The sequence below is a fragment of the [Pseudomonas] carboxydohydrogena genome, assembly GCF_029030725.1.
Taxonomy (GTDB): Bacteria; Pseudomonadota; Alphaproteobacteria; order Rhizobiales; family Xanthobacteraceae; genus Afipia; species Afipia carboxydohydrogena.
In genome coordinates this window covers 1,173,623-1,194,346 of record NZ_CP113162.1, presented here as the reverse complement: position 1 = coordinate 1,194,346, position 20,724 = coordinate 1,173,623, and the positions used below count along the sequence as shown (strand labels likewise).

At 64.5% G+C, this 20,724-nt stretch carries 21 protein-coding genes; 3 read left to right on the top strand and 18 right to left on the bottom strand.

Annotation, left to right across the window (positions count from 1 at the left end; genetic code table 11):
- Positions 1–57: 57 nt before the first annotated feature.
- Positions 58–1,662: a putative bifunctional diguanylate cyclase/phosphodiesterase gene (locus AFIC_RS05760; protein WP_275248191.1), complete on the top strand. Its 1,605-nt coding sequence runs from the start codon at positions 58–60 to the stop codon at positions 1,660–1,662.
- 139 nt (positions 1,663–1,801) lie between these two features.
- On the opposite strand, the gene AFIC_RS05755 is transcribed toward AFIC_RS05760, so the two are convergent.
- The 13 genes from AFIC_RS05755 to flgB form a co-directional block, all read right to left on the bottom strand.
- Positions 1,802–2,197, bottom strand: coding sequence for a VOC family protein (locus tag AFIC_RS05755; protein ID WP_275248190.1), 396 nt, complete (start codon positions 2,195–2,197; stop codon positions 1,802–1,804).
- Positions 2,198–2,270: 73 nt separating this feature from the next.
- Positions 2,271–2,633 (bottom strand): hypothetical protein, encoded by a 363-nt coding sequence (locus AFIC_RS05750; RefSeq protein ID WP_275248189.1) that lies wholly within the window; start codon positions 2,631–2,633, stop codon positions 2,271–2,273.
- Between the two features lie 139 nt (positions 2,634–2,772).
- The gene (locus tag AFIC_RS05745; RefSeq protein ID WP_275248188.1) at positions 2,773–3,177 is read right to left on the bottom strand and encodes a (R)-mandelonitrile lyase; all 405 of its coding nucleotides are present in this window, start codon (positions 3,175–3,177) and stop codon (positions 2,773–2,775) included.
- A gap of 57 nt (positions 3,178–3,234) precedes the next feature.
- Complete coding sequence (locus AFIC_RS05740; RefSeq protein ID WP_275248187.1) at positions 3,235–3,945, bottom strand: glutathione S-transferase; 711 nt, start codon at positions 3,943–3,945, stop codon at positions 3,235–3,237.
- Between the two features lie 130 nt (positions 3,946–4,075).
- Complete coding sequence (locus AFIC_RS05735; protein WP_275248186.1) at positions 4,076–4,747, bottom strand: hypothetical protein; 672 nt, start codon at positions 4,745–4,747, stop codon at positions 4,076–4,078.
- 180 nt (positions 4,748–4,927) lie between these two features.
- Positions 4,928–5,875 (bottom strand): Tim44 domain-containing protein, encoded by a 948-nt coding sequence (locus AFIC_RS05730; RefSeq protein ID WP_275248185.1) that lies wholly within the window; start codon positions 5,873–5,875, stop codon positions 4,928–4,930.
- Positions 5,876–6,005: 130 nt separating this feature from the next.
- Positions 6,006–8,543: a cell cycle histidine kinase CckA gene (gene cckA, locus AFIC_RS05725; protein WP_275248184.1), complete on the bottom strand. Its 2,538-nt coding sequence runs from the start codon at positions 8,541–8,543 to the stop codon at positions 6,006–6,008.
- A gap of 114 nt (positions 8,544–8,657) precedes the next feature.
- Positions 8,658–9,728, bottom strand: coding sequence for a flagellar biosynthesis protein FlhB (gene flhB / locus AFIC_RS05720; RefSeq protein ID WP_275248183.1), 1,071 nt, complete (start codon positions 9,726–9,728; stop codon positions 8,658–8,660).
- A 3-nt stretch (positions 9,729–9,731) separates the two neighbouring features.
- Positions 9,732–10,511: a flagellar biosynthetic protein FliR gene (gene fliR, locus AFIC_RS05715; RefSeq protein ID WP_275248182.1), complete on the bottom strand. Its 780-nt coding sequence runs from the start codon at positions 10,509–10,511 to the stop codon at positions 9,732–9,734.
- Positions 10,512–10,530: 19 nt separating this feature from the next.
- The gene (gene fliQ / locus AFIC_RS05710; protein ID WP_275248181.1) at positions 10,531–10,794 is read right to left on the bottom strand and encodes a flagellar biosynthesis protein FliQ; all 264 of its coding nucleotides are present in this window, start codon (positions 10,792–10,794) and stop codon (positions 10,531–10,533) included.
- Between the two features lie 34 nt (positions 10,795–10,828).
- Entirely contained in the window at positions 10,829–11,152 is a 324-nt protein-coding gene (gene fliE, locus AFIC_RS05705; RefSeq protein ID WP_275248180.1) for a flagellar hook-basal body complex protein FliE, read from the bottom strand.
- Positions 11,153–11,169: 17 nt separating this feature from the next.
- On the bottom strand, positions 11,170–11,595 hold the full coding sequence (flgC, locus tag AFIC_RS05700) for a flagellar basal body rod protein FlgC (RefSeq protein ID WP_275248179.1): 426 nt from the start codon (positions 11,593–11,595) through the stop codon (positions 11,170–11,172).
- An 11-nt stretch (positions 11,596–11,606) separates the two neighbouring features.
- Entirely contained in the window at positions 11,607–12,002 is a 396-nt protein-coding gene (gene flgB, locus AFIC_RS05695; protein WP_275248178.1) for a flagellar basal body rod protein FlgB, read from the bottom strand.
- Between the two features lie 353 nt (positions 12,003–12,355).
- Here flgB and AFIC_RS05690 point away from each other — a divergent pair, with 353 nt between their 5' ends.
- Both AFIC_RS05690 and fliP read left to right on the top strand, forming a co-directional pair.
- Positions 12,356–13,294 carry a flagellar biosynthetic protein FliO gene (locus AFIC_RS05690; protein WP_275248177.1) on the top strand — a complete coding sequence of 313 codons (939 nt, stop codon included), beginning with the start codon at positions 12,356–12,358 and terminating at the stop codon, positions 13,292–13,294.
- A complete protein-coding gene (fliP, locus tag AFIC_RS05685; protein WP_275248176.1) occupies positions 13,291–14,046 on the top strand; it encodes a flagellar type III secretion system pore protein FliP in 756 nt (251 codons plus the stop codon). The genes AFIC_RS05690 and fliP overlap by 4 nt, the downstream gene beginning before the upstream one ends.
- Before the next feature lie 9 nt (positions 14,047–14,055).
- Here the strand turns inward: fliP and AFIC_RS05680 are convergent, their stop codons facing one another.
- The 5 genes from AFIC_RS05680 to fliL form a co-directional block, all read right to left on the bottom strand.
- Positions 14,056–17,691: a tetratricopeptide repeat protein gene (locus AFIC_RS05680; RefSeq protein ID WP_275248175.1), complete on the bottom strand. Its 3,636-nt coding sequence runs from the start codon at positions 17,689–17,691 to the stop codon at positions 14,056–14,058.
- Between the two features lie 104 nt (positions 17,692–17,795).
- Positions 17,796–18,557: a MotE family protein gene (locus AFIC_RS05675; protein ID WP_275248174.1), complete on the bottom strand. Its 762-nt coding sequence runs from the start codon at positions 18,555–18,557 to the stop codon at positions 17,796–17,798.
- Complete coding sequence (locus AFIC_RS05670; RefSeq protein WP_275248173.1) at positions 18,554–18,979, bottom strand: DUF6468 domain-containing protein; 426 nt, start codon at positions 18,977–18,979, stop codon at positions 18,554–18,556. Before AFIC_RS05670 ends, AFIC_RS05675 begins: the two co-directional genes overlap by 4 nt.
- Entirely contained in the window at positions 18,976–20,175 is a 1,200-nt protein-coding gene (fliM, locus tag AFIC_RS05665; protein ID WP_009336964.1) for a flagellar motor switch protein FliM, read from the bottom strand. Before fliM ends, AFIC_RS05670 begins: the two co-directional genes overlap by 4 nt.
- Positions 20,172–20,675 carry a flagellar basal body-associated protein FliL gene (gene fliL / locus AFIC_RS05660; protein ID WP_275248172.1) on the bottom strand — a complete coding sequence of 168 codons (504 nt, stop codon included), beginning with the start codon at positions 20,673–20,675 and terminating at the stop codon, positions 20,172–20,174. Before fliL ends, fliM begins: the two co-directional genes overlap by 4 nt.
- Positions 20,676–20,724: the final 49 nt, after the last annotated feature.

The window sequence follows — 20,724 nt, the reverse complement described above, 5'->3', positions numbered from 1 at the left end:
CAGCGTTTTTTCATGCCGGAAGCCATAAATTGCAGGGGTTATCACCCTTGAGGCTTCATGACGGCATCCACGATCACGCGGGCGAAGCATTTCGTGATGCGGCATCGGCGCGTCTTCCAGGACGGCGCGATGCTGGCCGGGCTCGTCTGCCTTGCCACGGTCTTCGCCTATCATTTCGATATTTTCGAAAATCCGGCCGGGCTCTCGCCGCAAGATCACATCATCGAACTCGATGAAGCCCTGGCGCTGCTTGCGCTGCTATGCATCGGCCTGATGATCATGTGCCGCCGCACCCTGCTTGCGCAACGGCGCGAGATGATGCGCCGCGTCGCCGCCGAATCCCGGGCCCGCGAGCTTGCCCATCAGGACACGCTCACCGGCCTGCCCAACCGCCGCCAGTTCCAGAAAGAGCTGAAAGAGGCCATCGCCGCTCCGCCCGGCGCGGACGGCACGCACGCCTTGCTGCTGCTCGATCTCAACGACTTCAAGCGCATCAACGACATCTACGGCCACGCCACCGGCGACGAGGTGCTCATCAACGTCGCCGCACGATTGCAGAGCGCGGTCCGGCGCGGAGACCTCGTCGTGCGCTTCGGCGGTGACGAATTCGCCGTGCTCGCCCGGCAACTCAGCGGGCCGGAGGAAGCCACCAACATATCGCTGCGGATCATCAGGGAAATCGAAAAGCCGATTCCACTCGATGCGGTCCAGCACCGGATCGGCGTCGGCATCGGCATCGCGCTGTTTCCGCACGATACCCGTGACGCAACCGAAATTACCCGGCGCGCCGACGTCGCGCTGTACCGCGCCAAGGCCGAACACAAATCCGCGCAGCGTTTCCATGATTCCGAAATGGACGCCCGCCTGCTGGAACGCGACATGATCGAGCGCGAATTGCGCGCCGCCGTCGCCAACGGCGACATTCAGCCGTTCTATCAGCCATTGATCGACCTGCGCACCCAGCGCGTCGCCGGATTCGAGGCGCTGGCGCGCTGGATACATCCCACGCTCGGCGATGTCGCGCCGGAGCGGTTCATTCCGGTTGCCGAAAACTGCGGCCTGATCGAGGACCTGTCCTATCATCTGCTGCGACAGGCCACCCGCGCGGCGACATCCTGGCCCGATGACGTCGTTCTCGCCTTCAACATCTCGCTGTTGCAGTTGAGCGACAAAACGCTCGGCCTGCGTATTCTGCATATTCTCGGCGAATCCGGCCTTCCGACCCAACGCCTCGAAGTCGAACTGACCGAGAGCGCACTGGTGCGCGATCCGGAAGCCGCCCAGATCACCCTCGGCGCATTGCGGGACGCCGGAGTGCGCATCGCGCTCGACGATTTCGGCACCGGCTATTCGAGCATCTATCATTTGCGCAATTTCAAGATCGACAAGATCAAGATCGACCGCAGCTTCCTGCGCCGCGTCGGCGAGGACAGCGATGCATCGACCTTTCTGGGAGCGCTGCTGGGTCTCGGCCACGGTCTGGGGCTGACGGTCACGGCCGAGGGCGTCGAGGACGCCGCGCAGGCCGCCGCCCTCGCTGAACAGGGATGCGAACAGGCGCAGGGCTTTCTCTACAGCGATCCGATGCCTGTGGACGCGACGCTGGCCTTCATTGCCCGGCAGAGCGGAGCGGAGAAGGCGCGCAAGGCTTCAAAGCTCTGACGGGAAAAGCGCCGCGTAAGGTCCGCCAGCAGCCCCTACTCCCGCCGCGCTTTCTCGATGGCGGCGACGTCGATCTTCCTCATCGTCATCAGACGCCAATGGTGTTCTTCGCGATCGTCTCCGCTCAGTGCCAGCGCCCTTATTGATATTTCTCGTCCCGCTCCAGGATCTCGATCGAGATGCCGTCCGGTCCTTCCAGAAACGCGATGCGGATGCCGGGACGCGGGGTATGCGGCTCCGCGGAAAAGCGAACGCCCTTCGCCTTCAGGCGGTCCGCGACCTCGTCGATATCCTTCACGCTCAATCCGAAATGATCGAGCCCGCGATGCGGATGCGCTGGCGACGGCTTGTCGGTGCCGGGCGCTTGCAGCAGGAAGATTTTCTGGCCGCCGAGAACGACATCGACACGGCCGGGCGCGCGCAGGATGTCTCCGCCCAGCATGGTCTCGAACCACGCGGCGACGGCCTCCGGATCGCCGACACGGAGGTGGACGTGATCCCAGACCGCGGCGAACGGCGTTTTCTGATCGTGCATAACAGCCTCACTACCCGACAAAGAACAAGGCCGGGCTCATCACCCGGCCTTGTCGCAAATTATCCGTTTCCGCTCAGGATGCCACGCAGCTTCGCACGAACAGGCGGCGCTGGCTCGGATGCACGTGCCGGTCGATCGCCTGTTTCAGGCATTCGACGCGCGCTTCCGCCACGCACAGTTGCATCTTGTCGCGAGCCTCGCGGTGCTTGAGATGCCTGGCTGCGATTTTCTGGCGGCAGGCGTCGCGCTTGCTGACGCGAACCGCGGGCTTGGCGGACTTCTGCGCGCCGTCGGTCGGCGCGGCGTAAGCGAGCTTGGTGGGGGCCTGCACCTCCGGAGCCGGAGGCGTGTACTGGATCGGTGAAGTCTGGGCCAGCGCGGCGTAGATCGAGACCGCGAGCAGTCCGGCATAGACCACAGGGGTGATGATGCGCATGGTGTCTCCGTCCTGAGAGCCGCGTGCTCGGCACACGCATTGCGGTTATCGGGCGAATCCGTTCATCCCACATTCACAATGAGTCATCATTGGGGCGCTTGGCAAGGGTTCCATGGGGCCACCCCGGTTCACGATCGGTTTATGCGGTGCGCCCCGCATATTCCTCGTCGGTGACCTTTTCGAGCCATTCGGCGGCGGACCCGTCTTGCAGTTCCTGCATCGCCAGATGAACCATGCCGTTCGCGGGCGAAGCGCCATGCCAGTGCTTCTCGCCGGGCGGAATCCAGATCACGTCGCCCGGCCTGATGGTCTGGATGCTCTCGCCATCGCGCTGGATCAGCCCGCAGCCGGACAACACATACAGCGTCTGCCCGAGCGGATGGGTGTGCCACGCCGTGCGCGCGCCGGGCTCGAAACTCACCTTCGCCACCTGCAACCGCGCCGGAGCGGGAGCCTGAATCATCGGGTCCATCCAGACCGTGCCGGTGAAATACTCCTCCGGCGGCCGCTTCGTGGGCACGTCTCCGGGATGCGTGATCTTCATGCGATTCTCCTGCTGCTCAAGTCAGCCTAGCACCCCGATCGAGCGGTTCGCGACCGGTTATCGGTCGAGGGCGGGATAGTGACGGAAAATACCGTCGGTGTTGAAGGGAATGCGCCGGTTGCTTTTCAGGTAGGCGGCGATGTTGGGCCGCGCGCCGACACGGTCATGCAACGCAGCAAGGCGCGGAATTCTGCGCTCGAAGCGCTTCATCCGCTTCGGAAACGCATAGCGCAGCCCGTCCACGATCTGGAACAGGGACAAATCGACATAACTCACCCGGCGTCCGTCAAGATACGGGCCGCCACCATGCGCGGCGATATCCTCGAAATAGCCGAGAAATTTCGGCGCCCGCGATTTCCAGAATTCGTCCGTACGCTTCGCCGCCTCCCGCCGCTGGTCTTCGTAATAAAGCGTCGGCCCGAGCGGATGATGGGTGTCGTGAATCTCGACCACGAAATCGGTGAGCGTGAGCTGCAACTGATGCAGGCGCAGCCGCCCGGCCTCGGATTTCGGCGCAAGGCCATGGCGGCCGCCGAGATAAAGCAGGATGTTGGCGACCTGCGCGATGACGAGTTTGTTCGCTTTCAGAAACGGCGGCGCGAACGGCGGCGGATCACACCGCCGGCTGTTCATCATCGCCATCATCCGCTGTTCGCCGCCCGCACGGCGGGCGGCATCGACATAATCCGCGCCAGCCTCCTCCAGCGCGAGCCGGACGAATTCGCCGCGTCCCTGAATGCCCGACCAGTAAAACAGTTCGTACCGCATGCGCGTGGCTCCGTTCCGCTGCCAGTCAACGATACGGAACCGGGATGGTTTCGCCAAAATTGAACTTATCCGCCAACCCGCATGACGAGGAGAAGCAGAATCATCAGCTAGTCAACGTGTTCAAATCATTTCACGAAAGATCGGCCTGAAGCTGTCGCATGGCCGCCCTCAGTTCACCCGCGACTTTGGCCAAGTCGTTGAGATTTTTCTTTGCCTTATCAAAACGGGGTTCAGTAAAATCGCCGACCTTCACGGTAACTCCAGATATTCTTTCTCTGAGAAGACCAACATTGTATAAAGAAGCACGCAGATAATTCCATTTTCGGGCAGTGGCCGCATCAAAGATATCTAAATTCGACCAAGCCTCATCTAAATCCGTCTGCGTCGTGAATACGAGACGGCTTGGAGCAAAAGTCCTTTTCCCAACGTTCTCATCTGGTTCATCTATCAACTCGATCAACTGATTTGCCTCGTGCGCAAGAACCTTCGTAGCGTGGTCAAGTCGCAAGCAAATCCCCAAATTTTTTCGGTTTTTTGCTTCTGTAGCTAAATTCAGATCGGCATCAAGTTTTGCCATCGCAGCTTTGTAAGCAAGCTTTGCCCCTTGATAGGCAATCACAGCAACGACGATTGCTAAGAATGCAGCCATCAGCGTTTGCCACTTCTGCGCATAGTTCAGAAGACGAACACCGGTCACCTCTCCTTTAATTCCCCATTTAACAGGCCCTGAAATACCAAGCCAAACCGTCAATATTGCCGTGAACATGAACAGGCTTATTGCCAACGTCTCGTATTTTCGCATTATTTCGGTCCCCAGCACATCCCCAGAACGAGAATAGCAGTGAACCCGCTTGGCGAAAGTCCTCGGTATGGCCTTACAAAACCCGCATCAAAAAATGCGACCGATCCTTTGTGAGCGACAAGCCAATAAAAAAGACGCCGCGCGAACGCGGCGTCTTTCGGTTTCTTCGGGCTGCGATCCTTAGCTGGTCTGCTGGATCGCCGACAATTCCCACTCGGTGCCGGGGCGGCGAACGAAGGTCCAGATCTCGGTGACCTCCTCCGGCGTGTCGCCGCCCTCCACGACGCGGCCGCTGGCCCGCTCGATGGCCTTGTCGACCAGCGAGAAGCGCATCGCCACCGTGGCGTAGTCGGACGGGCCTTCGCGCCAGGCTTCCGCGAGGTCGCCCTGCAACAGCTTGACGTCCGAGACCTTGTTGACGACGCCGCGCGAGGCGTTCTCCGCGAGGTCCTGCGAGAAGTACGACACCATCTCGGGCGTCGCGAGCCTGTGCAGGCGGTTGGTGTCCTCGTTCGACCACGCTTCCTGAATTTCGCTCAGGCGGCGCTCGAACGCCTCGTAGTCCGCGGGCGTGATCTCGAGCGGCGCGCTGCTGCCGCCGCCGAGACCGAAGCCGGTGCGGGCATAGGTCTGCTGCTGGTCCGCGTTCGCCTGCGGCGGCGCGGTGTTGGCATAGGCCGGCGCGTTGCGGCGCGCCCACCACGACATCGCGAGCCGCGCCAGGAAGAAGATCAGCACGAGCTGAACGACGAAGCCGAGGATCGAGGCGAGACCGCCAAGACCGCCGAACAGGCCGTTGCCGAACAGCATGCCGAGCAGGCCCGCGCCGAGGAAGCCCGCGGCGAGGCCGCCAAGCAGGCCCGGACGGTTGAACAGGCCACCCTTGTTGGCGGCGTTAACCGGCGCGGTGGTCTGCGGCGTGATGGTCCGCTGCATCGGCTGGGCCGCGTTCGGCGCGGTCCGCGTGACCGGCGGTGGCGCAAACGTACGGCTGCCGCGCGAGCCCGAACTGAAGCCGCGACCGCCGCGAGCGTCGGCGCTCGATACAGAAGCCATCAACGGCATACCCACCGCCAAGGCGATTGCGAGAACCTTGAACAGAGCGCGGATGCGCTGCGAAACGATCATGAACACTCCTCCATCCCCGCCATGGGGACGTGACACCAAAATGGTGAATTCGGGACAAAAGGGAAGATGGGAACGGATACATTCCCTGCGTCGGTCGGTCGCGGCAGGCACTCTTGCAGCGTCAAATTCGTCAGGCGTCCATCGTCTCTTTCACCGCGCCGACAAGCTGGCTGAGCGTGAAAGGCTTGGGCAGGAAGGCGAATTGCTCGCCGTCCGGCAGGCTTTTCTCGAAAGCATCCTCGGCATAGCCGGACACGAAGATGATCTTCACCGCCGGGTTCTTCCGGCGCATCTCCGCCAGCATGGTCGGGCCGTCCATTTCCGGCATCACCACGTCGGAGACGACGAGATCGACCACGCCGCCTTCCGCCTCAAGGGCTTCCAGCGCATCAAGGCCGTTCTCGGCCTCGATCACGGTGTAGCCGCGCGAGCGCAGGCCGCGCGCATTCAGCGAGCGCAGACCGTCCTCGTCCTCGACCAGAAGGATGGTGCCCTGCCCGGTCAAGTCGGCGGGCTTGGCCTTCGCGGCCGTCTCAACGACAGGCGCGGGCGCTTCCGCGTCCTTCTCGACGATGTGGCGCGGCAGATAGATCGAGAACATCGTGCCCTGGCCGGGCGTCGAGTCGACATAGATGAAGCCGCCGGTCTGCTTGACGATGCCGTAGACGGTGGAAAGCCCGAGGCCAGTGCCCTTGCCGACTTCCTTGGTCGAGAAGAACGGCTCGAAGATCTTGTCCACGATCTCCGCCGTCATGCCGGTGCCGGTGTCGCCGACCTCGATGCGGACGTAGTCCGCCGCGGGCATGCCCTTCACGTTCAGCCGCGCGACATCCTGCGCGGACACGTTGCTGGTCTTGACCGTGAGCTTGCCGCCCTCCGGCATCGCGTCGCGCGCATTCACCGCGAGGTTGACGACGACCTGCTCGAATTGCGAGACGTCCACCTTCACCGGCCACAGATCGCGGCCGTGGACGACATCGAGCTTCACCTTCTCGCCGATCAGGCGCTTGAGCAGCATGGTGAGGTCGGACAAGGCGTCGCCGAGGTCGAGCACCTGCGGACGCAGCGTCTGGCGGCGCGAGAATGCCAGCAACTGCCGCACCAGCGTCGCGGCGCGCGTGGCGTTCTGCTTGATCTGCATGATGTCCTGGAACGACGGGTCGGTCGGCTTGTGCGCGTTCAGCAGGAAATCGTTCGCCATCATGATGGCGGACAGCACGTTGTTGAAGTCGTGGGCGATGCCGCCGGCGAGCTGCCCCACCGCCTGCATCTTCTGCGACTGCGCGAACTGGTTTTCCAGTTGCCGCTTCTCGGTAGTCTCCAGCAGGTAGACGATGGCGACTTCCGCGTCGCGCTCGTCGTGCTCGACCGAGGTAACGAAAAACTGGCCCCAGCGGTCCTTGTCGCCGTCGAGCATCGCCTCGACGGGGGAAATGTCGCCCTGCCCTTCGGCGGCGCGGCCGAGAATGGCCGTCACTTCGCCCCGGTCGCGTTCGTGCACCACCGCGAAGATCGACTTGTTGGCGCTCGCCTGCGCCGACAGGCCCTGCGTGAGTTTGGCGAACCGCGCATTGGCGCGGACGATCTGGCCGTCGCGATCCACCGTGGCGATCGCCATCGGCGTATGGTCGAAGAAGCGCATGAAGCGCACTTCGGCGGCGCGCTGCGGATCGGCATTCTCGTCGCGGGCGCGGTTGATGACCAGCGTGCGCGAGGCGCCCGGCACGCCATCCGCGCCGAAGGCGAGCTTGTGATAGAGCCGCGCGGGCATGGTCTTGCCGCTGCGCATCCGCAGATCGACGTCGAACACTTCCGTTTTGACTTCGCCGGGCTCGGGCGTGATCGAGGTCAGGAGTGCCGCGCCGTCGCCGGACAAAATGTCGGTGAGCTTCAGGCCGCCGGAGCCGATTTCCGCCAGATCGTAATCGAGCCAGTTCGACAGCGTTGCGTTGACATAAGCAAGGTCGCCGTTCGGCGTCACCGAGAAGAACCCGCACGGAGCATGGTCGAGATATTCGATGGCGTGCTGGAGTTCCTGGAATACGTCCTCCTGCCGCTCGCGGTCGCGGGTGATGTCGGCGACCGACCACACCGCGTAACGCGATTCACGGCGGCTGTGGCCGAGCGGCTGCACCCGCATCCGCAGCCAGCGCGCGCCGCGCTCGGCATCGGTGACGCGAACCTCCTCTTGCTGGCGCTTGCCTTCCTTTGCCGCCTTCAAAAGCCGGAACACCGCCTCCGAGACATCGGGATTGCCGATGAACACCCGCTCGACCGGGCGCACGTCCTGCGCGCTCGCTGCCCCCGTCAGGGCCAGATAGGCATTGTTGTAATAGACGATCTGGCCGCGCGCGTCGGTCACCGCGAGGCCGTCGAAGGCGTTGTCCGCCATCGGCTTCATCAGCGGGTTTTCCGCGACCTGGTCGGCGAACCGCACGATCCCGGCGGCGAAGGCGAACAGCGTGAACAGGCCGACCATCGCCAGCAGGGAAATCAGCCCGAGGATGAACGGCTGCGCCTGGCTGCGCCCGAGCACCATGAAGGCCACCGCCGCCGCGATCACCGCGACCGCGATGATGAGGACGAGCACGATGCTGCCGCCCCGCCTTGCGGGCTCGGCGGCGCGCGCGAAATGATCCGGCCTGCCGGGGGTCAGGTCTGTCTTCATCGGGTGCCGCCAAAGCGGGTTGAAGCGGGTTGCGACACGATATGCCCTGGTCTTCGATCCAAAGTCAGTGCCTGAATCGGGGTCTGCAATGCAAGCGCCACGTCGGTCCGGTCCTCAGTTTCGCCGCAGGCTGCGCTTCAGCTTCATGACATAGCCGATGACTTCGGCGACCGCATGGTAATGTTCCACCGGGATTTCGTCGTCGATCTCGACGGACGCGTGCAGCGCGCGCGCCAGCGGCACGTTCTCCACCACCGGAATATCGTGGGCCGCCGCGACCTCGCGGATCTTGAACGCGATCAGGTCGACGCCCTTGGCGACGCAGACCGGCGCGGGCATGCCGCGCTCGTATTTCAGCGCCACCGCATAGTGGGTCGGGTTGGTGATGACGACGGACGCGGTCGGCACCGCCGCCATCATGCGCTTGCGCATCCGCGCCACGCGCAGCGCGCGGATGCGGCCCTTGATGTGGGGGTCGCCTTCGGACTGCTTGTATTCGTCCTTCACTTCCTGAAGCGACATCTTCTGCCGCTCGAACCAGCTCCGGTACTGGAACAGATAATCCAGCGTGGCGACGATCGCGAGCAGCGCCACCACCGTGCCCATCAGTTTCAGCGCCATCGAACGCGTCAGGTCGAGCATCAGGCTGGGGTCGATCCGCACCATCACATCGGCGCGCTCGTGTTCGGGCCACATCACCATCGCCATCACGACGCCGAGGACGATGACCTTGAACAGCCCCTTGGCGAAATTCGCCGCCGCCTGCTTGCCGAACAGCCGCTTCGCGCCCGCCATCGGCGACAGCTTGCTGAATTTCGGAGTGATCGGATCGGCCGACCAGACCGGTCGGTGCTGGATGAGATGACTGCTGACCGCCGCGACCATCAGCAGCGCGAACGGGATGCCGAGCGCCGCCAGCATCATGAATTCGAGCCGCCCCACCAGAAGCAGCAGGCTCGCGCCGTCGGTCTTCATCTGACCCGCATGTTCCAGCAGGTTTTTCAGCGGCACCGTGAGGTTGTTGGCGATCGAGCCGGAGAACGACGACATGATGAAGGTCGCGCCAGCGATCATGAACCAGGTGTTGACCTCGATGCTCTTGGCGACGTCGCCGCGTTTGTGAGCTTCTTCCAGCCGTTTGGCCGTGGGGTCCTGTGTTTTGTCCTCGTCGCCTTCCTCCGCCACGGCCTACCCTCCGCCGCTCACCGGCGCGAGCTGGTGCATCACGCCGCTGAAATAAGTGAGGAAGGTGCCCATCACGGCGACGAGAACGACGCCGAGCAGCATGAAGCCCGCGAGGATCGAGAGCGGGACGCCGACGAAATAGACCTGCATCTGCGGCATCATCCGCGCCAGCATGCCAAGGCCGAGGTTGAAGACGAGGCCGAAGATGATGAACGGCGCCGACAGCTGCACGCCGATCTTGAACGCCACGGTGAACGCCTTGGTCGCCAGTGCCGCGACATCGCCGCTCGGCATCAGTTCGCCGGGCGAGAACAGCGTGTAGCTGTCGCTCAGCGCCGCCAGAACGAGATAGTGCGTATCGGTGGCGAAGATCAGCGCGATGCCGAGGATGGTGAGAAAATTCGCCACGATCACCGATTGCTGGTCCTGCGTCGGATCGACCGCCGTGACGAATCCGAGCCCCACCTGCTGGGCGATGATGGAGCCCGCGACCGAGAGTGCGGCGAGCGTGAAGCGCGCGGTCGCGCCCAGCACCACGCCGACGATGATCTCATGCACCATCAGCACCATCACGGCGGTCATGGACGACAGATCGACGTGATAGGCCGCGCGGTGCAGCGGCAGCATGATCAGCGTGAGCATCAGCGCGATGCCGAGACGCAGGCGCACCGGGACGTTGGCTTCGCCAAATCCCGGCAACAGCATCATCATCGCGCCGACGCGGGCGAAGACCAGCATGAAGGTCGCCGCCAGGGCCGGCAGGAATGAGATGTCGATGCGCATGGCTGCCGCATAATCTGTCTTATCCGCCGATGATTCGCGACGAAATCCGCATCATGTGGCTGTGCATCGCATCCGCCATGAAGGGCAGCGCGATCAGGAGCGTGATGAACACCGCCAGAATCTTCGGCACGAACACCAGCGTCTGTTCCTGGATCTGCGTCAGCGCCTGCACCAGCGAGATCGCGACGCCGACCACGAGGCCGACCAGCAGGACCGGCGCGGAGACCAGCACGATGGTCCAGATCGAATCGCGCGCCACTTCGAGAACTTCAGGGCCGGTCATGTCTGTCTTCCTTAGGCAAGAGCGAAACGACCGATCAGATCGGCATCTTCATGATGTCTTCGTAGGACTGGATGACCTTGTCGCGCACCGAGACCAGCGTGGACACCGCGACATCGGTTTCGGCGACCGCCGTGACCACATCCATCACGTTGGCCTTGCCGGACGCCATCGCCACCGTCTGCGCGTCGGATTTGCGCCCGGCGTCGAGCACGCCGTTCATCGCTTCCTTCACCAGCGAACTGAATGAGGGACCACCGCTGGTACCGGCGATCTTCCCTGCCCCGCCGGAGCCCGTGGCGGAGTCCATGATGCGTGACAGGCTTGCATAGGCGTTGGCTGCGACTGAAGGCGTTGCCATGATTGAATCCCTTCCGATCAGGCCTTGAGGATATCGAGCGTGCGCTGGATCATCCGGCGCGTCGCACTGATGATGTTGAGGTTGGCCTCGTAGGACCGCTGCGCCTCGCGCATGTCGGTCATTTCGACCAGCGAATTGACGTTCGGATATTTGACGTTGCCGTTGGCGTCCGCCGCCGGATTGCCCGGCTCGTGCTTGATGCGGAAGCTCGACGTGGTGTCGGTCTTGATCCGGCCGAGCGACACCACCTGCGCGTCGAGCGTGCGGTCGAGCGTCGAGGAGAAGGTCGGCACCTTGCGCCGGTACGGATCGCCTCCGGCGGTGCTCGCGGTCGAATCGGCGTTGGCGATGTTTTCGGAGATCACCCGCATCCGCCCCGCCTGCGCGCGCAGGCCGGAGGTGGCGATGCTCATCGATTTGAGGAAGTCCATGCTTTCAGCCATGACGCCGCTCCTTAACGCTTGCCGATGGCGGTTTTGATGAGGTCGAGGCTCTTGGTGTAGAGCGAGGCGGCGGCGGCATAGTCCATCTGGTTGGACGCCACCTTCAGCATCTCGTCCTCGATATTGACGGCGTTGCCCGCGGGGCGCGTCTCGTAGCCGCCGGTGTTGGAGCCGAAGGTCTCGCTGACGCCCGCCGCCTGGATGTGATTGGCGCTGGTGCGCACCATCGAGATTTCATGCATGCCGTTGACGCCGGTCTTGTCGAAGGTCGGATCGACCAGATCGCGCGGACGGAAATTCGGGGTGTCGGAATTGGAGACGTTTTCGGCCAGCACGCGCTGGCGTTCCTGATGCCATTGCATCTTGGTCCGCAGCATCGACAACATCGGAAGATCGGTGATCGCCATGACGGCCTCCGCCGGATGCGCTTCGGCCTCACGCCGCAGCTAGGCAGAATTTGCCGCCTGTATGGTTAACGGAGAGTTAAAATGGCCCCCGCCGTTAACCTGTGGTGGCGCGGCGGCTGTGGCCCAGCCCGTTCATTTTCAACAGGATTGCGTGATAAGGCCCGCTAAGTGCCTGATATCGCGGCCTTGAGGGTTGGGTTTGGCCGATTCCTGGTTTATGAAGAGAGCCAGTCTCCGGTGGTTGCCGGCAGGAACAGATTAACGGATGGCGCGAAACTCCTCCCCGATCGGGTGGTTGTTTTGATGCCGGTCCCAAAACCCGAAGCCATCGGATTCCAACGAGGACACACCGGATGTCGCAGATAGTATGGATTTTCTTCGCCATCCTGATCGTGCTGGCGCTGATCGGCGCGCTCGCCTACCTCATTCGCCGCTTCGCCGGACGCGGATTGGGATCGAGCAACAGCCGGGGCCGGATGCCCCGTCTCGCCGTGATCGACGCCGCCGCCGTCGATGGCCGCCGCCGCCTCGTGCTGGTACGCCGGGACAATGTCGAGCACCTGCTGATGATCGGCGGCCCGAGCGATATCGTCGTCGAGCCGAACATCGTGCGCAGTTCGGCGGGGCGCGATGCCGCCTCCCCGCGCACCCCCGCAGGCACCGAACTGCCGCCGCGCGTTCCTCTGCCCGATACCAACTGGCCGGAGCATGCAAGCGGCCACGCCGAATCCTTCGATTTTCCCGAGCCGACCATGGCGCCGCCCGCACCTCGCCCGGCGCGGCCGTCGCTGAGCGACGATCTGCGCCGCGCGCCTTCGCTCGCACCCGAGCGCACCCGCGACGATCCGCTCGCCGGAGCCATACCGGAGCCGGTCGTCCGTCCCGAACCGGCGCTGCGCCCCGAACGCCCGGCGCCACGTCCGTTGCCGCGCAGCGAACGGCTTGAGCCTTCCTTGTCGCGCACGCCGCGCCTCGACACCGCGGCACCCGCGCGGCCCGCGCCGCGCGCGCCCGAGCCGGTTTCGGCCGCCGACCAGAACCTCGCCGAAATGGCGCAGCGGCTGGAAGCTGCCCTGCGCCGTCCCGGCACGCGCGTCGAAGCGACCGAAACCCGCACCGTCAGCGTGAATTCATCGGAACGGATCGGCGCGCCCCCGGTCGCGCCGGAAGCACCCGCGCCCCGCGCGGCTTCGCTCGACGCCGCCGATGAAGCCGGACCGGCCCGCCCCGCCTTCGAAAACCTCGAAGACGAGATGGCAAGCCTGCTCGGCCGCCCAAAGAACCCGACGTGAGGTCGGCGAAACTTCCGCGTAGAGTTCTTTTCCTTTCCGTCCTGATCGCCGCAACGCTGGCCACGCCCGCGTTCGCGCAGGATATCAGCATCAATTTCGGACAGGGCGCGGGCGGCGGCGTCACCGAGCGCGCGATCCAGTTGATCGCGCTTTTGACGGTGTTGTCGATCGCGCCGTCGATCCTGGTGATGATGACCTCTTTCACCCGGATCGTGGTGGTGCTGTCCTTACTGCGCACCGCGATGGGCACCGCGACCGCGCCGCCGAATTCGGTGATGATCGCGCTGGCGCTGTTCCTCACCGGCTTCGTGATGGGGCCGGTGCTGCAAAAATCCTACGATGACGGCGTCAAGCCGGTGATCGCCAATCAGCTCACGGTCGAACAGGGCCTCCCGCTCGCGATCGCGCCGTTGCGCGGCTTCATGCAGAAGAACGTCCGCGAAAAGGACCTCAAGCTGTTCATGGATCTGTCGCGCGAACCGCCGCCCGCAACCCCCGACGAGATGTCGCTGCGGATTCTCGTTCCCGCCTTCATGATCTCCGAACTCAAGCGCGCCTTCGAGATCGGCTTCCTCTTGTTCCTGCCGTTCCTCATCATCGACCTCGTGGTGTCGTCGGTGCTGATGTCGATGGGCATGATGATGCTGCCGCCGGTGGTGGTGTCGCTGCCGTTCAAGCTGATCTTCTTCGTGCTGGTGGACGGCTGGGCGCTGGTCGCGGGCAGCCTGGTGCAAAGCTACGGCGGCGGCTGACGCACAGCTTCACTTCGCGGACGAGACTTTTCCGACGATCTGCGGCAACGCGCCCGTGGTTTCCGCATCGGTCGGTATCTGCGGAATCTTCGCGCGCGCCACGGCATCGGGGAAGCGCTTGCGCATCTCGCGCAGGAATCCGTCCAGCGTATCGACCGTCGCCGCCATTTTCGCGACGCGTTCCAGCGCCGCCGGATCGGCCGAGCCCGGCTTCGAGGCGATGTCGAAGGCATGACGGTCGGCATCGCTCGTCATCTTCGGCCCGTACTTCTCACGCCAGCGCGACAGGCCGAGCGTGTCGTTGGCGAGCGCATAGCCGATCGCGGCGCGAATGACATCGCTCTTTTCGGTATCGGTCAGCGGCTGGAAATCCCGCCAGCGCTGGCCGTACAGCACCTCGATCTGCTCGGCGGATTCGCGCCACCGCCGCGCGGCCCAATAGATATCCGAACGCAACCGGATCGCCTCGCGGCCCTGCACGTTCGCGATCAGCTCCAGAGCGAGATCGTAACGCCCGACATCGCTCTGCGCGCGGCTTTCGAGCAACAGGCGCTGCTGGCGCACTTCGCCCGAAAGATCGCCGATGCGCGTGGAGCGCAACGCGGCGATGGCGCGGGCCGGCTTGCGGTTCATCAGATAGATCATCGAAAGGCGTGCCGCGACCTGCGCGCGCGCCGCACCCTCGAGACGATGATCGATCTGGTATTGCAGAAGCTCGCCCGCCTGATCGAGAAGATCGACCGCCACGAGGCGGTCCGCGAGCCTGCGGATCATTTCATCGCCACGGCGGCCGATCGGCGTGAGGTCGCGATACTGATAGAACAGGCCAAGCGCCTTGATCGGCGGCAGGCTGTCGCCCTTGTCGGTCAGGAACAATTGCGCGAACAGCGCCGATGCCTCGTCCTGCATCTGGCGCGAGGCTTCCGAATTGGGCCGCAGCCGTGTCGCGGTCATCGCAGCCGCGAGCGCATCGGCATAGCGATCCTTTTCGGCATAGAGATGCACGAGCATCTGTAGATTCTTCACCTCGGTCTCATCGCCCCGCCACAGCACGGACTGCGTTTCGAGATCGTCCAGCGCCGCATCCGGCGTGATCTTGTTGTTTCGCTGCAAGAGCGCGATTTCGTCCAGCGTCGCCGCCGCCGCCGAAGGCCGGTCGGAGGACGCGCGAACCGCGCGATAATCGGCCAGCGCCTCGCGGTCGCGCCCCAGCGCCTCGGCGAGACGGCCGCGCAACAGCCGCAGGCGCATCGCCTGTTCCGGCATCGGGCCGATCGTCTGGAGATCGTTGCCGCGCGCGGCGGCGCCATCATAGTCGCGCACCTCCAGCGAAGCCTGCATCGCCTCGATCAGGATCATGCGTTGCAGATCCAGCGGCAGCGAGATGATCGCTGACCCGACGTTCTTGAACTTCTCCCGCGCGCCGGCCCATTTCTCCTGACGCGCCGCCGCCAGCCCCTTCCACAATTCCGAATCGAAGGAGCCCGCGATCATCGGATTGTTGAGGTCCTTCATGGCGGGCTCGATGCGGCCCACCAGAATCTCCGCCACCGCGCGCGCCATCAGCGCGGGCTGCATGCTGTCCTGCGCCTGCGGCTTCAGCAGCGCGAGATCGAACGCGCCCTTGGCTTCCTGATAGAAGCCGCGCGCCAGATAGAATTTTCCAAGAGCGAGGTTGGCCGCAAGGCGCTTGTCGTCCGGCGCATTGGCGGCCGCGTCGATCAGCTCGTCGAGGCGCGGCAGGAAGCTCGCCTTCTGGTTCTTGCTCCACTCGGCCGGATCGAACACCGCGCCGCCCGGCGCGCCCGTGCGGTCGGGAGATGCGCTCGCCGCGGACAGCGTCAGCCCGCCGGGCTTGCTGATGACGATCTTGTCCGGCCGGGCTTCGACGCTGACATCGTCCGTATTCGTCGAGACGGCGACGCCCTGCACCGATTCCAGCAACGAGAATTCCACGAAATTCTGCGGACGCAGGAAGCCGCGCACCGGCAGCGGCATGGTCACCACCGACAGCGTGTCGCCGACTTCCGGATCGTGGAAACGAAGCAACGGGCCGGGCTGCGCAATCGCGATGCTGATATTGGCGCGGGTCGGGTCGCCGACATTGCGCTCCGCGACCAGCGGCTGCGAAGCCGCGACGTCCTGATCAGCGAGCGTGAGCACGAGTCCCTGCTGGTCGCCCGAAAGCGACGCCAGTTGCGGCCGGTTGAGCTTGATGCGGACCGCCTGCCCGCCCTGCACCGGCACGCTCTCCGCCGCCGCGATCAACGCACCGCCTTCGGTCTTGATCGGCTGCACATCGAGCGGGCCGTTATCCGCCACGATCATCCAGATCGAGTCCGCGCGCTTGAACAAGGCCGTCGGCACGCTGCTTCCAAACGGAAACGTCACCTTGAAATTGGCGCTGGTCCGCTTGGCGGTAATGCCCTGCGGGGAACGGTCCGCCGCTGCATCTCTGGGCGCGGGGGCCTGCGGCGCAGGTGCCTGCGGCGCGGCCTTGGCCGCCGCCGCGTCGGAGATCTTGGGAAGGTCCGCAGGCTTCGCCGCCTCGGTCTCCCTGGCCTTGCGCGGCAGATCGGAGTGATCGGCGGCGGCCTTCGGCACGGCGGCGGGTGCCGGTGGCGGCGGTTCCGTCGCCACGGCGGCAGCTGCGGGCGCAGGCGCGGGGGCTGCGGATGCCGCCGGTGCCGTTGCGGCAGGTTTCGCGGGCGGCGCGGCGGCTTCCTGCTTCGCCGCCGGTTGCGTTGCCGCCGGGCGCGACAGCGCCGGATTCAGGGCCATGCCCGCCTTGCCGGTGTCGAAGCCGATATCGACAATGTAATTGCGCTCCTCGCGGAAGCCGTGAACATCGACCTCGCCGATCAGCGCGATCTCGACGGCGGAATTATCACCCGAGATCGACTGCTTGATGCTCTTGATGTTGGAGGGCGCCGCGACCTGGGCGTCGGCGAGATCGAACGTAAGCGGCGCCGAGAACGACAGCGTGTATTTGTCGGCGTTGAGCGACGACGAGACGCTGACGCCTTCCGGCAGTTCAAACACGAAACGCACGAAGGTCGGCTGCACCGCCGTGCGCACCCGCACCGGCGGACGCTTTTCGGCGGCCTCGACCTTCTTCTGCATCCGCAGAATGCGCTCGGCGGCGAGCGCGCGCTCGGACAATTCCTTCACCACCTCGGCGGGCAGCGGCGGCGGCAGGCCGACCCATTTCTCCGGCAGCAGATCGAGATAGACGCGCTCGCCCGCCATCATCTGGTTGACGCGGACCTTCTGGTTGAGCGCGAGACGGATCGCGGCGCCATCGGGATCGCGCCGCGCGGTGCCGACATAGGCAGGCACCGCATCGTTGAGCGCATCGACCGGCATATCGACCGGCTTGGCGAAGCGGATGACCATGATCGCGCCCGCCATCGTGACCTCGGTCGGCACTTCCTCCGTGAAGCGCAGCAGCAGGCGCGCGTAGCCGTTCTCCTGGGTGAGCGTCGCCTCGCCCTTCACCGGATCGGCGTACGCCCGGCCCGGCCACGCCAGCGCGGCAGCCAGCAGGACAACCGAGACAGCCGCGCGCAAGACAGCGCGCGCCCGGACCAACCGTCCGAACGCCCCCCGCTTGCCTGTGGATTCCAACGCCGCCTGCCCGGCCATGTGGTCCGTCTCTTTGGCTCTCCCGAACGCCGGGGTCCGGATAACCGGACCACCCTAGAATCGCGCGTTTAACGCCTCATTAATCATGGCGCTTCCGATTGCCTTTAATTGACCGGACGCCCCTCGATCTTCGGCAGGTCGGACAGCGACGCCGACCTCTCCCCGCCCGCCCGGCGCGCGATCTCGACCGTCAGCCGCTCGGCGTTTTCCGGCTGCATCTGGCCGACGATATCGGACAGCTTGCGCGGCGCGATCTGCGAGGCGATCTGGTAGAGGACGGCGATGTCGAGGCGGTCGAACACCTTGGCGGCATCCTTCGGCTTCATGTTCTCGTACATCGTCACGAGGTCTTTCAGCTTCGCCGCCTCGGCCTTGGCTTTCTGCCCCTCGGCCGCCGTGATGCGGGCTTCCGTCGCCTTCAATTCCTGCAACTTGCCCTCGAGCTTCTGCTCGGCGGTCTTGACGAGATTTTCGCGGATGTCGATCTCGCGGGCGCGCGTCTCGATCTCCTGCCGCCGCGCCTGCAACCGCTCCAGCACCGCGCGTTCCGAAGGCGACACCGCCGTCGCCGGATCGGGCTGCGCCGCGACGTCTTCCGGCCGCGTCGTCGAAACGGGGCTTGGTTCGGCGGGCTTCGACTCCGGAGCCTTATCGACCGAGCCGGTGATGTCGGACGTATCGAGCGTGTGGGTACGGCCGGTCGGGAAATTCAGGGCGCTCTCCGCCCAGGATTTCGGCCGCGGCGGGTCATCCCGGAAAATATATCCGCCATCCAGAAGCAGGCCCGAGATCTTGAGCACGGCCAGACAACTGGCCGCGATCAGGAGCAGCGGGACGACCCGGAATTCGCGGAGCAGACTCCTCATGCAGCAAGACCACGCCGACGCTCGGAGAACGCCTGCGCCGCGGCGACCACCGACTTCGCATCGGTCCGCGCGGGTGCGCCGCCCTCGGCCGGAGCACGGGCCGCCACCGCGATGTCGCAGAGCCGCTTGAGAATTTCGCTGCCGACCGCAATCTGCTTGCCGAGCGAGCCGGACAGATCGGAGGCCTCGGACAATTGCGAGCCGAGATTTTCGTCACATTCGCGCACGGTGACCTTGAGGCCGCCGATCGCGCGCTCGGCGATTTCGGTCGCGGTGATCAGTTCGGAGATCGTCGCCTTCAACGACTGTTCGTCCGCCTTCAAGATTTTGAGGCGCTTGTTGAGGATCCGGCAATAGGCGATCGTCCAGACCAGCAGGAGAGCGACGAGGCTCTCAATGGCCATTCCCATCATGTGGTTCATTGTGCCTCCATCAGTTTTGTTTGTTCGTCCTGCTTTTCGAACATCGCGTAGGTGGTGTGCGGCTTGTGCAGCGGCTTCGACACCCGGATGGCGACGCGGTCGCCGACCCGGCCCATCCTGCCCTCGCTCAATGTCACGTCGCCGCAACGCACCGACACCATCGCATCGGGGCGGATATCGAGCGGCAGCGTGTCGCCTACTTTCAGCGACATCAGTTGCTTCAGCGGCATGTCAGCTTCATAGAGCACCGCATCGACGTACATTTCCGCCTTCGCGATCTCGGTGGCGAGATGGCCTTCCCAGATCGGGTCGCGGCCGAATTTTTCACCCATGAACATCTGCAACAGCACGTTGCGGATCGGTTCGATGGTGGCGTAAGGCAGCAACAGTTCGACGTTGCCGCCGCGATCTTCCATGTCGACGCGCAGCCGCACCAGAATGGCGGCGTTGGCGGGACGGCTGATGGCGGCGAAGCGCGGATTGGTCTCAAGACGGTCGATGGTGAAGGTCACCGGCGACAGCGGCCGGAATGCCTGCTCGGCATCCGCCAGCACGACCTCGACGAGGCGCTTGACGAGATTGGTCTCGATGGTGGTGTAGGGACGGCCCTCGATGCGCAGCGAGGTCTGGCCGCGCCGGCCGCCCAGCAGCACGTCGATCATCGAATAGATCAGGCTGGAATCGACGGTGAACAGCCCGAAGTTTTCCCACTCCTCCGCCTTGAACACGGTGAGCACGCAAGGCAGCGGGATCGAGTTGAGATAGTCGGCGAAGCGCACCGAGGTGATGCGGTCGAGCGAAACCTCGACGTTGTCGGAGGTGAAATTGCGCAGGCTCGTCGTCATCAACCGCACGAGGCGGTCGAACACGATTTCGAGCATCGGCAGACGCTCGTAGGACACCATCGCCGAGTCGATGATGGCGCGAATGCCGGAATGATCCTCGAGGTGGACCTCGCCGTCGCTGAAGCCGAGGAGATTGTCGATCTCCTCCTGCGACAGCACCCGCTCGCCGCTGGACTTGCCGCCGCTGATGCCGCGGCTGCCGCCATCGACCATGGCGGCCCATTGTTCCGCCATCGACTCCGTGAGTTCATTGGCGGCGGCTTCGGCGGCCGCCTCCTCCGGATCCTCCGAGTCGAGCGCGCCCTCCCATTGGGCGGCTAGCGCGTCCTGATCGACGTCACCCGGCGTCATTGAATTACCACTTCCTTGAACAGCACGGCGTTGACATGCTCCGGCGCGATCGCGGCGTTGACGCGCTTGGTCAGTTCTTCCTTCATCCGGAACAGACCGACCGAGCCATTGAGATCGTTGGCGCGCAGTTCGCGCAGATAGGTCTGGAACAGGTCGGTGACGCGCGGCATCGCCGGCTTGACCTTCTCGACCAGCGGCGCCTCCTTCAGCTCCAGCACGGCCTTGACCTTGAGATACTGGATGCGCTCGCCCGGATTGCTGGCGAGGTTCACCAGCACATCGGGAACGTCGAGGAAGACCGGAGGCGCCGCGACCTTGGCTTCCTCCTTGCCATGCTGCCCGTCATGGCCGCCGCGCAGGAACACGTACCAACCCAGCGCGCTCACCACGAGGGTCAGCACCACCGCGCCCGCGATCATGAAGATCTTGCGCTTGCCGCTCGGCGCAGCCTCGGCCGCGACCTCCTCGGCGCCTTCCACGACCTGATCCTCGTCTGCCATCGCCCGTCCCGTCAGGATGAGCCCGATGTGCCGAACTGGCTTGAATACG